The organism is Nocardia sp. Marseille-Q1738, assembly GCF_965283145.1.
The window spans coordinates 148,737-164,935 of the sequence record NZ_CBDIMS010000002.1 but is presented as its reverse complement, the minus strand read 5'-3'; the positions used below and the strand labels follow the sequence as shown (position 1 = coordinate 164,935).

9 protein-coding genes are annotated in these 16,199 nt (G+C 66.4%); 3 read left to right on the top strand and 6 right to left on the bottom strand.

Annotation, left to right across the window (positions count from 1 at the left end):
* Positions 1-29: 29 nt before the first annotated feature.
* From ACWPXK_RS09100 to ACWPXK_RS09085, 4 genes are all read right to left on the bottom strand, one after another.
* The gene (locus ACWPXK_RS09100; protein ID WP_454195617.1) at positions 30-413 is read right to left on the bottom strand and encodes a hypothetical protein; all 384 of its coding nucleotides are present in this window, start codon (positions 411-413) and stop codon (positions 30-32) included.
* Between the two features lie 15 nt (positions 414-428).
* Positions 429-953 carry a DUF3558 domain-containing protein gene (locus ACWPXK_RS09095; protein ID WP_454195616.1) on the bottom strand — a complete coding sequence of 175 codons (525 nt, stop codon included), beginning with the start codon at positions 951-953 and terminating at the stop codon, positions 429-431.
* A gap of 110 nt (positions 954-1,063) precedes the next feature.
* A complete protein-coding gene (locus ACWPXK_RS09090) occupies positions 1,064-1,249 on the bottom strand; it encodes a DUF397 domain-containing protein (RefSeq protein WP_454196399.1) in 186 nt (61 codons plus the stop codon).
* A 17-nt stretch (positions 1,250-1,266) separates the two neighbouring features.
* Complete coding sequence (locus ACWPXK_RS09085) at positions 1,267-2,142, bottom strand: helix-turn-helix domain-containing protein (protein WP_454195615.1); 876 nt, start codon at positions 2,140-2,142, stop codon at positions 1,267-1,269.
* Between the two features lie 319 nt (positions 2,143-2,461).
* On the opposite strand from ACWPXK_RS09085, the gene ACWPXK_RS09080 reads away from it, so the two are divergent.
* From ACWPXK_RS09080 to ACWPXK_RS09070, 3 genes are all read left to right on the top strand, one after another.
* On the top strand, positions 2,462-2,785 hold the full coding sequence (locus ACWPXK_RS09080) for a hypothetical protein (RefSeq protein WP_454195614.1): 324 nt from the start codon (positions 2,462-2,464) through the stop codon (positions 2,783-2,785).
* Between the two features lie 3 nt (positions 2,786-2,788).
* Positions 2,789-3,124, top strand: coding sequence for a hypothetical protein (locus ACWPXK_RS09075; RefSeq protein ID WP_454195613.1), 336 nt, complete (start codon positions 2,789-2,791; stop codon positions 3,122-3,124).
* A gap of 349 nt (positions 3,125-3,473) precedes the next feature.
* Positions 3,474-4,133: a hypothetical protein gene (locus ACWPXK_RS09070; protein ID WP_454195612.1), complete on the top strand. Its 660-nt coding sequence runs from the start codon at positions 3,474-3,476 to the stop codon at positions 4,131-4,133.
* Positions 4,134-4,294: 161 nt separating this feature from the next.
* On the opposite strand, the gene ACWPXK_RS09065 is transcribed toward ACWPXK_RS09070, so the two are convergent.
* Both ACWPXK_RS09065 and ACWPXK_RS09060 read right to left on the bottom strand, forming a co-directional pair.
* On the bottom strand, positions 4,295-4,765 hold the full coding sequence (locus tag ACWPXK_RS09065) for a pyridoxamine 5'-phosphate oxidase family protein (protein WP_454195611.1): 471 nt from the start codon (positions 4,763-4,765) through the stop codon (positions 4,295-4,297).
* Between the two features lie 374 nt (positions 4,766-5,139).
* Entirely contained in the window at positions 5,140-16,050 is a 10,911-nt protein-coding gene (locus ACWPXK_RS09060; protein ID WP_454195610.1) for an IPT/TIG domain-containing protein, read from the bottom strand.
* Positions 16,051-16,199 lie beyond the last annotated feature (149 nt).

Here is a 16,199-nt window from a genome sequence, read left to right as displayed (position 1 = left end):
ATGTCCGATCGACTGAGCGTGGCTGCTCATCAGCCCGGCTGATCGGTGGTGTTCGCGATTTGGGTCGCGTTCTCGATGTCTTGGCCGGTGATGCGTTTGAAGGAGATCGCCATGACCTCGCGCATGTTCTTCACGGTATCGATCTCCTCGAGGATGACACTGTCGATCGAATTAGCTTCGCCGGTGGCCTGTTTCAGGAACTTCTTTTCCAGGTCATTGGCCATCTTGAAATCACCGAAACCGGAGACGCGCTGAGTTCTGCGAGCCAACCTGAGTATTTCTTCCAGATCGGCGATGCGCTGATCACAGGCTTTCGCGCAGTGGTACGCGGCGTTCTCGTCGTCCAAGTACAGCTCTCCAGCCCGAGCTTGGCCGACAAGCCGACTCCACAACGACGCGTTGTCCTCACTCATGGGTCCCTCCCCCGCTCAACCTGGCAGTGCAGGCACAATCGACTTGCCGACGCGATACAAGACTGTGCACGGGTCTTCGAGATTATCCAGGCTAGCCCGGTTCGAAACGGACAATTGCAGAACGCCTTGGGCCGCTGGGAATACGACATCGCACTCCAGGTACTTCGCTGCGCCATCGACCCTGAACTGCCGACCTTGACGGCCCGCGACCGTGACATCCTTGAACTCGACGTTCCCGGGCTTACTCTCGAACTCCGTAACCGTGCGACCCGTTGAATACACCGTAATGGAGTACGTGGGTCCATCCCAGGCGCAGATCTCCCAGCCGGACTGGTGCACTCCACCGATGCCAGTCTCCTCAGTCGCCGGGTCAGCGCCCGCCGCCCGCACCGCATCATCAGGTATTCCTGTACATGGATCGAAGAGGGCTTTCGCCGCAGTGGTGGTTGTCGTAGGCGATCCGCTCATGGTGTCCCCACAGGCAACGGCACCTGCCGCAAGCAGAGAACCGAGCAGCACCAATGTGATCCGACGGCCCATCCCCACCCTCTCGACCCGTGACGACTCAGGTTGCGCCAACAGTAGCAGACGACGGCGTTGACCATGGTGCGCCAATCGCGCGTCGCCTGCTCATGACGCAGCTCGACTGATCAGGCGGGCGAAGAGAATTCGCCTTCCTTCACCCCAGCGACGAATGCGTCCCATGCGCCTGGCGCGAAGACCAGCGCCGGACCGGCCGGATTCTTTGAATCACGGACTCCAATCTGATCAGCGAGCCAAGTGACTTCGACACACGCCTCACCCCCGGAGCTCCGGCTCGATTTGAACCACTGCACGCCGGATAGGTCGGTGATCACTGGTCATATCTCCTTGCTATGTTCCTGAGCAGATCTCTCGATGGCCGTTCTTCCAATGCGGCATTCTGCAGGGTTTCGTAGAGCTGCCGATAGTGCTCCACGGCATCGTTCTCCTCGAAGATCATTGTCCCTGTGGCGCTTTCGGTGTAGACAACGGACGGCTCGGTGTGCGGCAGGTCGACGATGATGTGCGGTGGTTGCGCGCCACCGGTCGGGAACCCAGCAGTGAACGGGAGTATCCGGACCGAGACGTTCTCTCGCGTACTCATATCCGCAACATGGCGAAGTACGGAGGACATGATCCGATTGGAACCGACTACAGTCCGCAACACCGATTCATGCAATACAAACTCGGCCCGGACCGGTTTGTGTCGACGAGTCAGTATTTTCGATCGCTGTATCCGCAGCTCCACGCGCCGATCCATGTCCTCCTTCGTGTCTGTAGGCAGGTACACTTCAACATTTCGCGCGTAGTCGGCAGTCTGCAGCAATCCGGGTATGATCAGAGATTGGAAGAAGTGCAATTCCGTCGCCACTACCTCCAATTGGAGGTAAGTGTTGAATCCAGGTCGAATCAGACTCCGGAAGTCCTGCCACCACACCTTCGCATTAGACTGCGTTACAAGCGATTTCAAATACTCTGTCAAATCTTTTGGCAGTCCATAGAACTGGCAGATGTAGTCCACATCCCGAGCCTTGACCTTCTCGTTCTGGCCCAGCTCGAGCCGACTGAGTGTGGAGCGGCTGATCTCCAGAACTTCGGCTACCTGTTCGAGGGTGTAGCCGCGAGCGTGGCGCGCGTCGCGCAGCGCTCTCCCCAGCTGGCGATGCTGCAGCGTCGTCCTGCTGCGGTCCGACTTGGTACCCACCATTCCGCGTTCCTCCCCTGCTTCCCACATTGTGACCTGTGTTTTCCCACGGCGAGAGTCCCCGTGCGCCGAACTCAGGAAGCTTCCAGGGCATACACACCGATTGCCGCGCACCGGCCGTTTCGAGCCTCGCTTCGTGAGTACGCCCGCAGCATATGCGCATGCCCGAGCAACACGGAAGAAAACTCGAGATCATGACGAATTCCCGACTGGCAGAACGAACTACGTCTGGCATCGAGGTCCACCTGGAAGCAGTGTGCCCATCCACCAAGTGGGCACATGTCGCCGCACCGGCTCCGACCATCGAGAGGGTGGCGGGGCGATGAATCAGTATTCCCTGCTCACCCCACCCGACGTTTGCCGCCGGGCCGACGTGCGGCTGGCACACGCGCAGATGCAGGCTCATCGCACCTGCCGCGTGCAACGGTGCGTGTGGAAAGCGGCGGCGTATCACACGCTGGTGGCAGCGGGACGGCTGACACCGCAAACACTCAGCCCACGCGAACGTGCCGCCGCGCGCGGTATACCGTTCCCGCCCCATGACGGATCCGGTGTCGCCGACCCGCGACCGGCCGCGCGCACACTGCATGAAGTGCTGGAACGGCTGTCGGAACTGGCAACACCGCCGGAACCGCTGCGGGGGTGAACGTTGCATCGGACCACTGTCGACGACACCCACGCGGGCTGGCGGTTGGCGGGGCATCGCATCGAGATCCTGTTCTTGCGCGACGAACGCGACTCCACACCCGCCTACCGGCTGCGCAACAACGGCGACATCGTGCCGATTCCGTTGGGCCAGTCCGGTTTTGTCGCCTTCGATGAGCGCGCACTACCGGATCTGGCGCAGGTGCGCGAATGGTTCCCCCGCCACTTCCAGCTCTGGGACGCCGTCCGCAAGCACTATTGGCACGTCCTGCTGCCCGCCAACGGCGCCCGCACCACCGACCTACCCATCCCACCCCAGCCGCCGTACCCACCGGGATGAATGCATACACAGCACTGGCAGGCGCTGCTCCGCGGGCTATACCCGCACCGCAGAACCCACGCCACCCCCCATACGCGGCACAGCACCCCGGTCCTGCTGCCCGGCGAGTGGCACAGGGCTGCGGCAAAACGCGAGTAGGCCCCTCCATGGTGTGCCACTCGCCGGGGCGACGGGCACCTTTGCCGGGCGAGAACAAATCGTCGGCGTTGTCCTGCGGTGGCACGAGACGTCGGCGGAGATCGGACCGCCAGAAGACCTTCCGTTCCATCCCGCCCGACGCACACGCCGGGCGGATCCGCCTGACCAGACCCCACGGCCTCGTGGCGGGGTCTATTGATTGAAGAGGGAAATGCCCAAGCGACGAAATCGGCTGCGACACAAGCCGAAGACACCCCGGAAGCCACCGGAATCCACCATCCGCTACCCGCCGGACACCATCATCGACGCGCTCCTGGCCACCATGCTGGCCGAACGCCGAGCCGCCGAGGCAGATCCGGATGCCGACGCCCTCCACTTCTGGGGCTTCGCCAGCACCGACGACCCGGCTACCCAGGAGACAGCCCACACCGTGATCGTCCTCGACCCCGACGCCGAACGCTCCCCCATCCTGGATTCGGCCGAATGGCTCATCCACAGATTTCCCGGCCGACTGTGGGGATTCGGGCTCGCCTACCGCACCATCGGGGAAATGTTCACCGGCCCCGGCGGCGTTCCCGACGACGCGATACGGGCGGCGACATCGGGCAGACTGCACGAACGCGCAGGAGCCGACGAGATGTGCGCGGCGACTATTTTCGACGCCCGCGCACGCACCTATACCTCACTCACCTACACCCACCTCCCCGAGCTCGGACCGACACCCACCTGGGTGAACGACACCCGCACCAACACCGACACCTGGATCGAGCTGTTCGATCAACGTGTCGTCGCGGCACACGCGTGGGCAGCGGCGATAACACTCGACCCCGACCGCAACCACGCCGCTATCGCCCGGCTACGGACACCGTAGGGTCGGGTCACGGCTGCGGCGGGACCGGTCGTCCGAGATCCGTGCGCTCGGGCAGCGCATTCGCCGTTCCACCGGACCGGATCAGCGGATCGCTGCCCCCGCGGGTATACACCGACCTGATCGCCAGCCAATTCGCTGAGCAACGCCGGGAGAACGCCCGCTCAGAGTACGGCTACCCGCGGGGTGAAGTTGTTCGGAATCTGGGTGCCGTCGAGCACCTGGATCCGGTCCGGCTCGAGGCGCAGGGCGGTGACGCTGTCCGGCCCTGGAATGCCGAAGGCGCGCAAATCGTAGCCGAGCGGCGGCGGCGTGGTCATGAACAGGTCCCACACGTGCTTCTTCTGCTCCGGGTCCTCGACCCAGGTAGCGATCGCTTCACCCTGCACGGCATGCTGATCCGGGCACCAGTACGAGAACGCCACCACCGGGTTGGCGGCCAGATGCGCGACCTTGACCGGCGTCTTGCCGGTGACGATCCAGCCGACCGGGCGGCCGTCGACAGATTCCCAGATCGGGTGCAGAATTCGCGATCGGGGCCGCCCGCCGCTGTCCACCGTGGTGACCGTGCACCAGATGATGTCGGAGGTGAATCGGAAGAAGTCATCCGAAATCACCGCGAAATCAGTCGCCATACCGAGCTCCTCGCGTCATGTTGTCGCCAGATACTCGTACAGGGCACCGACATGTTCGGTGATTGCCGGAACCGGTTGTGCCACATGATGTTCGACTCGTCGTCGAAGCAGTCTTGTGCCCGGCGAGCTGTGCGGTCCGGTCGAGCCGTTGCTGCCGAAGTTCACTCCGCGTCCGCTCGCCGTCTGACGCGCGCGCGTGATGCACGCTGACCTCGGCGTCACTGCATCACCGCGGCTTCGTCGTGGACGGCACCACCCGGCGGGCCTCGACCAGGGTTCGATCGCCCTCAGGCGCAACGCGAATCGGGTGATGCGCGCCGAGCCTGGAGACGTGCTCGAACTATCGCCGACGGGCTGACCGTCGTGGTGAGCGTTTATGTATGGGTGTAGGTGTAGGAGACGCCATTGCTGGTGCCGCCCGGGGTGGTGACCGTGACGGCGCGTACGCCCGTCCCGGCAGGCACCGTGGCCCTGATCCGGGTGTCGGAGGTGACGGTGAACGATGTCGCCGCCGTCGTGCCGAAACGTACCGCGGTGGCGCCGGTGAATCTCGTGCCGGTGAGGGTGATCGTGTTGCCACCGGAGGCGTGCCCGTGGTTCGGGCTGAGCTCGATAAGCGTCGGTGCCGACAGATAGGTGTAGAGGACACTGTTGCTGGTGCCGCCCGCGGTGGTGACGGTGACCGTGACCTGTCCGGCGGTCCCGGCGGGCACGACGGCACTGATCTGGGTTCCGGAGATCACCGTGAAGGATGTCGCCGGGGTGGCGCCGAACCTCACGGCGCTGGCTCCGGTGAATCCCGTGCCGGTGAGCGTGACGGTGTTGCCGCCCGCGGCCGCACCCGAGTTCGGGACTACCGAGGTCAGTGAGGGTGCGGCGGCGTAGGTATAGCCGACGCCATTGCTGGTGCCGCCCGCGGTGGTGACGGTCACCGTGACCGGTCCCGCGGTGCGGGCGGGCACCACGGCACTGATCTGGGAAGCCGACACCACGGTGAAGGAAACAGCCGCCGTCGCACCGAAGCGCACGGACGTGGTTCCGGTGAGGTTGGCGCCGGTGAGGGTCACCGTGTTGCCGCCGGTGGACGGACCCGTGCTCGGGACCACCGAAGCCAGTGTGGGTGCGGCGATGTAGGTGTAGACGACGCCATTGCTGGTGCCGCCCGCGGTGGTGACGGTGACCGTGACCGTTCCGGCGGACCTGGCGGGCACCACAGCGGTGATCCGGGTGTCGGAGACCACGGTGTAGGAGGTCGCCGGTGTCGCGCCGAAGTGGACGGCGGTCGCGCCGGTGAATCCGGTGCCATCGATGGTGACGGTGTTGCCGCCGGTGGTCGGACCCGAGTTCGGGACCACCGAGGTAACCGTCGGCGCCGGGACGTAGGTGTAGAGGACGCCGTTGCTGACGCCGCCGGTCGCGGTCACCGCGACGGTAGCCGTCCCGGCGACCCCGGCGGGCACCACGGCGCTGATCTGGGTATCCGAGACCACGGCGAAGGAAACCGCCGCGTTCGCACCGAAGGTCACCGCGGTCGCATCGGTGAATCCCGTGCCGGTGAGGGTGACGATGTTGCCGCCTGTCGTGCGACCCGCGTTCGGGACCACCGAGGCGAGTGTCGGTGGCGGGACGTGGGCGTAGAGGACCGGGTGGCTCGTGCCACCGGCGGTGGTGACGGTGAGGCCCACCGTCCCGCTTCCCGGAGGAGCGGTGGCGCTGATCTCGCTGTCGGAGACGAGCGTGAACGCCGCGGACACCGCACCGAAACGCACCGCGGTCGCACTGGCGAGATTCGTGCCGGTGAGGATAACCGTGTTGCCGCCGGTGTCCGGCCCCGAGTCCGGGACGGCCGAGATCAGTGCGGGTGCCGGAACATAGGCGTAAGAGACGCCGTTGCTGGGCCCACCGGGAGTGGTGATCGTGACGTCGACCGTGCCGGCCCCGGCCGGCACCACCGCGCTGATCTCGGTGTCGGACACCACCGTGAAGGAAATCGCCGCCGTCCCACCGAAATCGACCGCACTCGCCCCGGTGAATCCGCCACCGATCAGCGTGACCGAGTTGCCACCGGCCTCCGGACCGGAGTCGGGATCGACGGAAGCAAGGGTCGGAGCCGGGACGAACGTGTAGAGAGCAGCATCACTGGCACCACCGACGGTCTTGACGGTGACCGCGGCCGTGCCGGTACGCGCCGGAGCAACCGCCCGGATCTCGGTATCCGACACCACCGTGAACGCAGGCGCACGAGTCTGCCCGAAGGTCACCTCAGTGGCGGTGGCGAACCGAGCCCCCCGGATCGTGACGGTATTGCCACCGGTCTCCGGGCCGGAATCGTCCGCCACCGAAGCGACCGTCGGCGCCGGAACGTAGGCATAGGCCAACGGATTGCTGACCCCACCCGCTGTGGCGACGGTGACATCCACCGAACCCGTCCCCGCGGGCACGACGGCACTGACCTCGGTGTCCGACACCACGGTGAACGAAACCGCCGTGTTCGCCCCGAAATTCACCGCGGTAGTGCCAGTGAATCCCGTACCCGTGAGGGTGACGGTGTTGCCACCGTCCTCCGGGCCGGAATCGGGGAGCACCGAGGTGAGTGTCGGTGTGGGGACGTAAGCATAGGAGAAGCCGTTGCTGGTGCCGCCGGTGGTGGTGACGGTGACCGCCGCTGTGCCTGCGCCCGCGGGTGCGACCGCGCTGATCTCGGTATCGGAGACCACCGTGAAGGACGCGGCCGGTGTCGCGTCGAAGGAAACCGCGGTCGCACCAGTGAAATTGGTGCCGCTCAGGGAGACGGTGTTGCCACCGCTCTCCGGCCCGGCCTCAGGGACCACCGAGGCAAGGGTCGGCGCCGGAACATAGGTGTAGAGAACACCATCGCTGGTACCACCGACAGCCGAGACGGTCACCGCGGCCGTACCGGTACGCGCTGGAGCGACCGCGCTGATCTCGGTATCCGACACCACCGTGAACGACGCCGCCGGAGTCAGGCCGAAGTTCACCGCAGTGGCGGTGGCGAACCCGGTGCCGGTCAAGACGACGGTGTTGCCGCCGGTCTCCGGACCGGAATCGGGAGCCACCGAGGCAAGCGTCGGCACCGGGATATAGGTGTAGGGCACACCATTGCTGACGCCACCCGCCGTAGTGACGGTGGCATTCACCGACCCGGTGCCCGCGGGCACGACCGCGCTGAGCTCGGTATCCGACACGACGGTGAACGAAACCGCCGCGTTGCCACCGAAAGTCACCGCGGTAATCCCAGTGAAGCCCGTACCGGTCAGGATGACCGTGTTGCCGCCCGTCTCCGGGCCGGAGTCCGGGACCACCGAAGCCAGCGTGGGTGCCGGGACGTAGACGTAGGTCACCAGGTTGCCGGCACCACCTGGAGTGGTGACCGTGACCGCAGTGGTCCCGGTCCCCGCAGGAACGACCGCGCTGATTTCGGTATCGGAGACCACCGTGAACGACGCGGCCGGTGTCGCGCCGAAGGAAACCGCGGTCGCGCCAGTGAGATTGGTGCCGGCGAGGATGACGGTGTTGCCACCGGTCTCCGGACCGGAAGCGGGAACCACCATCGCGACGGTGGGCGCCGGAACGTAGGTGTAGAGGACACCATCGCTGGCACCGCCGACGGTTGTGACGGTCACCGCGGCCGTACCGGTCCCCGCGGGAGCAACCGCCCTGATCTCGGTACCCGACACGACAGTGAACGAGATCGCCGGAGTCAGCCCGAAGTTCACAGCGGTCGCACCGGTGAAGTTCGTCCCGGTGAGGGTCACGGTATTGCCACCGGTCTCCGGACCGGAGCCGGGAACGATCGTGGCGACGGTCGGCGCCGGAACGTAGGTGTAGAGACCACCGTTGCTGACGCCACCCGCCGTGGTGACGGTGGCATTCACCGACCCGGTCCCCGCGGGCACGACCGCACTGATCGCGGTATCCGACACCACGGTGAACGACACCGCCGCTCGTGCACCGAAATTCACCGCCGTCGCGCCGGTGAACCCAGTGCCGGTCAGGGTCACCGTGTTGCCACCGGTTACCGGGCCGGAGCCAGGGACCGCCGAAGCCAGAGTGGGTGCCGGGACGTAGGCGTAAGTCAGCGGGTTGCTGGCACCACCCGTGGTCGTCACCGTGATCGAGGTTGTCCCGGTGCCCGCAGGAGCGACCGCGGTGATCTCGGCATCCGAAACCACCGTGAACGACGTGGCCGGTGTCGCGCCGAATCTCACCGCCGTCGCACCGATGAATCCGGTGCCGATCAGGCGGACGGTGTTGCCACCGGCCTGCGGACCGGAGCCAGGGACCAGCGAGGCGAGGGTCGGCGCCGGAATGTAGGTGTAGAGAACACCGTCGCTGGTACCGCCGATGGTCGTGACGGTCACCGCGGCCACACCGGTACGTGCGGGAGCAACCGCCGTGATCTCGGTATCCGACACCACGGTGAACGACGCGGCCGGTGTCAGCCCGAAGTTCACCGCGGTCGCACCGGTGAAGTTCGTGCCGGTGAGGGTCACGGTATTGCCACCGGACTCGGGCCCGGAGCCGGGAACGATCGTGGCGACGGTGGGCGCAGGGACATAGGTGTAGGGCACACCGTTGCTCACGCCACCCGCCGTAGTCACGGTGACATTCACCGAACCGGTCCCCGCGGGCACGACCGCGCTGATTTCGGTATCCGACACGACAGCGAACGACACTGCCGTTCGGGCACCGAAATTCACCGCCGTCGCGCTGGTGAACCCCACGCCGGTCAGGATGATCGTGTTACCGCCCGTTTCCGGACCTGAATCGGGGGCTACGGTGCTGAGGGTCGGTGCCGGGACATATGTGTAGGAGACGCCGTTGCTGGTGCCACCCGGAGTGGTAATGGTGACGGCGACCGTGCCGGTCCCGGCGGGCGCGACGGCGCTGATCTCGGTATCGGAGACCACCGTGAAGGAAATGGCCGCTGTGCCAGCGAAATCCACGGCACTGGCCCCGGTGAATCCGGTGCCTCGCAGCGTGACGGTGTTACCGCCGGAGGTGGGACCCTGGTTCGGGTCGACCGAGGTAAGCGCTGGGACTCCGAGGTAGGTGTACGGGACCTCGTTGCCGACGCCGAACGGATTGGTGACGGCGACCGGCACCGTTCCGGTCCCGGCGGGGACGACGGCGGTGATCTGAGTATCGGAGTCGACGGTGAAGGACGTCGCGGCGGTGGCGCCGAAATCCACTGCGAGGGTCCCGGTGAAGTTTTCGCCCTGAAGTACGACCGTGTTGCTGCCCGCTTCGGGGCCCAGGTCGGGGACCACTGCCAGAAGAGCGGGGGCACCACCGTAGCTGTAGAGGACTTGGTTACTGGTACCGGTGGGCGAGACGACGGTGACCGGCACCGTACCGGTCCCAGCGGGGACGACGGCGCTGATCTGAGTATCGGACAGGATTGTGAACGAGCCTGCCGCGACCGCACCGAACAGGACCGAGGTGACATCGGTGAGGTTGGTGCCGGTGAGGATCACGGTGTTGCCACCCTCGACCGGACCCGCATTCGGGACGACCGAATCGAGGGTGGGGACGAGAACGTAGGCGTAGGAGACGCCGTTGCTGGTGCCGCCCGTGGTGGTAGCCGTGACCGCGACCGTGCCGGTACCCGCGGGAGCGAGGGCGCTGATCTCGGTGTCGGAAACCACGGTGAAGGAGGGCGCTGGGGTGGCGCCGAAAGTGACCGTGGTCGTACCCGTGAGGTTGGTGCCGGTGAGGGTGACGCTGTTGCCGCCGGTATCCGGACCGGAGCCGGGGACGATCGCGGCGAGTGCCGGTGCCGGGATGTAGGTGTAGGAGACACCGTTGCTGGTGCCACCCGGGGTGGTGAGGGTGACCGCGGCGGTGCCGGTCCCCGCGGGTGCGACCGCGGTGATCTCGGTGTTCGACACCACGGTGAACGAGGTAGCGGGCGTCGCGCCGAAGTGGACGGCGGTGGTGCGGGCGAGATCGGTACCGGTGAGAGTGACGGTGTTACCGCCGGTTTCCGGCCCGGAGTCGGGGTTCAGGGCGGCGAGGGTGGGTGCCGGGAGGAAGGCGTAGAGGACGCCGTTGCTGCGGCCGCCGGTGGTCGTGACGTTGACCGCGGCCATGCCGGTACGCGCAGGGGCGACCGCGGTGATCTGGGTGTCCGAGACCACGGTGAACGACGTAGCGGGTGTCGTGCCGAACCGGACGGCGAGGGTCCGGGTGAGGTTGGTACCGGTAATCGTGACAGTGTTTCCGCCGGTCTCGGGCCCGAAACGGGGAGCTACCGCAGTGAGTGTCGGCGGCGGGCCATATCCGTAAGCCACCGCGTTGCTGGTACCACCCGTCGTGGTGACGGTGACCCCAACTATCCCAGCGGCACGCGCAGGAGCCACCGCGGTGATCTCGGTGTCCGAGACCACGGTGAACGACGTAGCGAGTGTCGTACCGAAGCGGACGGCGAGGGTCCGGGTGAGGTTGGTACCGGTAATCGTGACAGTGTTTCCGCCGGTCTCGGGCCCGAAACGAGGATCAACCGCAGTGAGTGTCGGCGGCGGGCCATATCCGTAAGCCACCGCGTTGCTGGTACCACCCGTCGTGGTGACGGTGACCCCAACTATCCCAGCGGCACGCGCGGGAGCCACCGCGGTGATCTCGGTGTCCGAGACCACGGTGAACGACGTAGCGAGTGTCGTACCGAAGCGGACGGCGACGGTCCGGGTGAAATTGGTACCGGTAAGGGTGACGGTATTGCCACCGGTGACCGGCCCGAAACGGGGAGCGACCGTGGTCAGCGTCGGGGCCGGGGTGAAGCCGTAGAGAACACCATTGCTCCTACCACCCCGCGTGGTGACGGTGATCGCGACAGTGCCGGTGCGCGCGGGAGCGACGGCCGTGATCTGGGTATCGGAGACCACGGTGAACGAAGTGGCGGGCGTGACGCCGAAGCGTACGGCCGTAGCTCCGGTGAAGTTGGTACCGGTCAGGGTGACCGTGTTGCCACCGGTCTCCGGCCCGAAGCGGGGAACGGCGGTGGTGAGTGCCGGCCGTGGCACGTAGGCGTAGGCCACCGGGTTGCTGGTGCCGCCTGCGGTGGTGACGGTGGCGTTCACCGAGCCGGACCCGGCAGGCACCACCGCTGTGATCTGGGAATCCGAGACCACGGTGAACTCGACCGCCGGGTTCGCACCGAAGTCCACCACGGTCGCGTCGGTGAATCCGCTGCCGGTGAGGATGACCGTGTTGCCGCCGGTTTCGGGTCCTGAGCCGGGGACCACCGTGGTGATCGTCGGGGCCGGAGCGTAGGCATAGCGGACGCCGTTGCTGGTCCCGCCCGGAGTGGTGATCGAGACGTCGACCGTGCCGGTCCCGGCAGGAGCGACCGCGCTGATCTCGGTGTCGGACACCACCGTGAAGGAAATCGCCGCCGTCCCACCGAAATCGACCGCACTCGCCTCGGTGAATCCGCCACCGGTCAGCGTGACCGAGTTGCCACCGGCCTCCGGACCGGAGTCGGGATCGACGGAAGCAAGGGTCGGAGCCGGAACGAACGTGTAGAGGACAGCGTTGCTGGTGCCGCCGGTGGCGGTGACGGTGACCGCGGCTGCGCCGGTACGCGCCGGGGCAACGGCGGTGATCTCGGTATCCGACACGACCGCAAACGAGACCGCCGGGGTGACACCGAAATTCACCGCAGTCGCGTCCGTGAATCCGGTACCGGTGAGGACTACGGTATTGCCACCGTCCTCCGGACCGGAATCAGGAACCACCGAAACGAGCGTCGGCGGCGCGACATAGACGTAGATGACCGGGTTGCTGATGCCAGCCGCGTTGGTAACGGTGACCGCGGCAGGGCTGACACTCGCAGCAGCGACCGCAGTGGCCGCGGCAGTGCCGGTACGCGCAGAAGCAACCGCGGCAGCGTCCGGATCCGCGGGTATGACCGCACTGATCTCGGTGTCCGACAGAACGGTGAACGAAACCGCCGGCCTCCCATCGAAGAGCACAGCGGTCGTACCGATCAGGTCCGTACCGATCAGGATGGCGGTGTTGCCACCGGTCTCCGGACCGGAGTCCGGGACCACCGCGGCAAGGGCCGGCGCCGGAACGTAGGTGTAGGAGACGCCGTTGCTGTCACCACCCGGGGTCGTGACCCTGACCGTCGCTGTCCCGGTGCCCGCCGGAGCGACCGCGCTGATCTCGGTATCCGAGACCACCGTGAACGAAACCGCCGCCGTCCCACCGAAATCGACCGCACTGGCCCCGGTGAACCCCGCGCCGGTCAGCGTGACGGTGTTGCCGCCGGTGTCCGGTCCGGAGTCGGCATCGACGGAGGCAAGGGACGGCGCCGGAACATAGGTGTAGAGGACGCCATTGCTGGTACCGCCGATAGCCGTGACGGTCACCGCGGCCGTGCCGGTACGCGCCGGAACGACCACCCTGAGTTCGGTATCCGACACTACGGTGAAGGAAGGCGCCGGACTCAGGCCGAAGTTCACCGCAGTCGTACCGGTGAAGTTCGTGCCGGTCAGGGTCACGGTGTTGCCGCCGGTCTCGGGACCGGAATCGGGAACCACGGACGCCAGGGTCGGTGCCGGAACATAGGTATACGCCATCGGACTGCTGACGCCACCCGCCGTGGTGACGGCGACATTCGCCGACCCGGTTCCCGCGGGCACGACCGCGGTGATCTGGGCATCGGAAACCACGGTGAACGAAACCGCCGTGTTACCACCGAAAGTCACCGCGGTAGTCCCAGTGAAGCCCGTACCGGTCAGGATGACCGTGTTGCCGCCCGTCTCCGGGCCGGAGTCCGGGACCACCGACGCCAGCGTGGGTGCCGGGACGTAGGCGTAGGCGACGCCGTTGCTGTCACCACCCGTGGCGGTGACCGTGACCGTGACGCTACCGGTCCCAGCAGGCACGACCGCGCTGATCTCGGCATCCGAAATCACCGAGAACGATGTCGCGGACGTCCCGTCGAAGCGCACGGCGGTGGCGCCGGTGAGGTTTGCGCCGCGCAGCGTGACGGTGTTGCCACCGGTCCGCGGACCGGAGTCCGGGACAACGGACGCGAGTACCGGTGCGGGGACATAGGTGTAGGTCACCAGGTTGCTGAGGCCACCGGCGGTGGTGACGGTGACGTCGACCGAGCCGGTTCCCGTTGGCACGACCGCGGTGATCGTGGTGTCGGAGACGACGGTGAAGGAGATCGCCGGTGTCCCATTGAAACGCACGGCGGTGGCGCCGCTGAGGTCGGCGCCGGTCAGAGTGACAGTGTTGCCGCCGGTCTCGGGACCGGAGCCGGGGACGATCGAGGCGAGCGTCGGCGCCGGGACATAGGTGTAGGCCACCGGGTTGCTGGTGCCGCCCGCGGTGCTGATGGTGACGTCGACTCCGCCGACACCTGCGGGCACGGCGGCGGTGATCTGGGTGTCCGAGACGACGGTGAAAGCGATCGCGGTGTTCGCGCCGAAATGAACGGCGGTGGCGCCGCTGAGCTTCGTGCCGGTGAGGACTACCGTGTTGCCACCGGTCTCCGGGCCGGAGTTCGGGACAACGGAGCCGAGAGCGGGTGCGGGGACGTAGGTGTAGGCCACCGGGTTGCTGGTACCACCTGCCGCGGTGACGGTGACGTTCCGTCTGCCGGTGCCCGCGGGGGCGACGGCCCTGATCTCGGTGTTGGAGACCACGGTGAAGGAGGTCGCCGGGGTCGCACCGAAACGGACAGCGCTGGTGCCGGTGAATCCGGTGCCCCTGATGACGACAGTGTTCCCGCCGGTCTCGGGCCCGGAGTTCGGTGTGGTCGAGATCAATGTGGGTGCGGCGACATAGGTGTAGACGACCGCGTTGCTGGTGCCGCCCACGGTGGTGACCGTGACGACGACAGGTCCTGCGGTCCCGGCGGGCGCCACGGCCGTGATCGTGGTGCCGGAGACGACGGTGAAGGAGATCGCCGGTGTCCCATTGAAACGCACGGCGGTGGCGCCGGTGAGGTTGGTGCCGGTCAGGGTGACAGTGTTGCCACCGGTCTCGGGACCTGAGCCGGGGGCGATCGAGGCGAGCGCAGGTGCCGGTACATAGGTGTAGGTCACCGGGCGGCTGGTGCCACCCGCGGTGGTAACGGTGACATCGACGATGCCGGTCCCCGCAGGCGCCGAGGCGCTGATCTGGGTGTCCGAGACGACGGTGAAAGCGATCGCGGTGTTCGCGCCGAAATGGACGGCGGTGGCCCCGCTGAGATTCGTGCCGGTGAGGACGACGGTGTTGCCGCCTGTCTCCGGACCGGAGCTCGGGACCACTGTGCTGAGTGCCGGCGCTGGGACGTAGGTGTAGGCGACGGTGTTGCTGGTGCCGACGCTCGTCGTCACGGTGACATCGGCGGTGCCGCTTCCGGCCGGCGCTATGGCGGTGATGCGGGTATTGGAGTTGACGGTGAACGAAATCGCCGGTGCGGCACCGAAGTTCACGGCGGTGGCTCCGATGAATCCGGTGCCGGTGAGCACAACGGTGTTGCCGCCTGCCGCCGGGCCGGAGTCGGGGCTGACCGAGACCAGTGCAGGCACGGTGAAGTAGGTGTAGGTCAGCGCGTTGCTGGTGCCGCCCGAGGCAGTGACGGTGACCGGCACCGTACCCGTTCCAGGCGGAGCGACCGCGACGATCCGCGTCGGGGAATCGACGGTGAAGGTGGTGGCGTTCGAACCGAACCGCACGGTGATGGGACCGGTGAACCCGGTGCCGGTTATCACCACCCTGTTGTTCCCGGACGGTGGCCCCGAAGCCGGTGCGAGCGAGGTGAGAGTGGGGAGTACGACGAAGATGAAAGGCACTGCGTTGCTCGTGCCGACCGCGGAGGTGACGGTCACCGGCGCAATGCCGGTCCCCTGTGGAACCACTGCGGTGATCTGGGTATCCGATACCGTCGTGACCGAAGTCGCCGGAGTGCTACCGAAATTCACCCCGGTGGCGCTGGACAGTCCCGATCCGTTGAGAGTGACCGTAGACCCAGCAGGCCCTTGGCTGGGATTGATCGATGTCAGAGACGGAACCGCCACATAGGTGTAGGGCAGGGCGTTGCTCGTGCCGTCCAGCAGTGCGGTGACAGTGACCGGCACCGTACCGGTTCCGGCGGGGGCGATGGCCGTGATCCGGGTGCTGGAGTCGACGGTGAACGTGGTCGCCACCGAGCCGAAGCGCACGGTCAAGGGACCAGGACCGAACCCGCTGCCGGTTATCACCACATTATTGCCTCCGGTAGCTGGACCCGAAGTCGGTGAAAGCGAGGTGATAGTAGGCATGGACCTGCCCTCCGACGGTGACTCGAAGTGGAACGGCTCTACGCATCGGCGCCGACGTGTCGTAGACGGCTCTATCCAGTAACACCTGGCCGGCAACACCTTCGCAATAAATCCGCGATCCGATTTCGTCCGTTTTCAGATGCACCCGA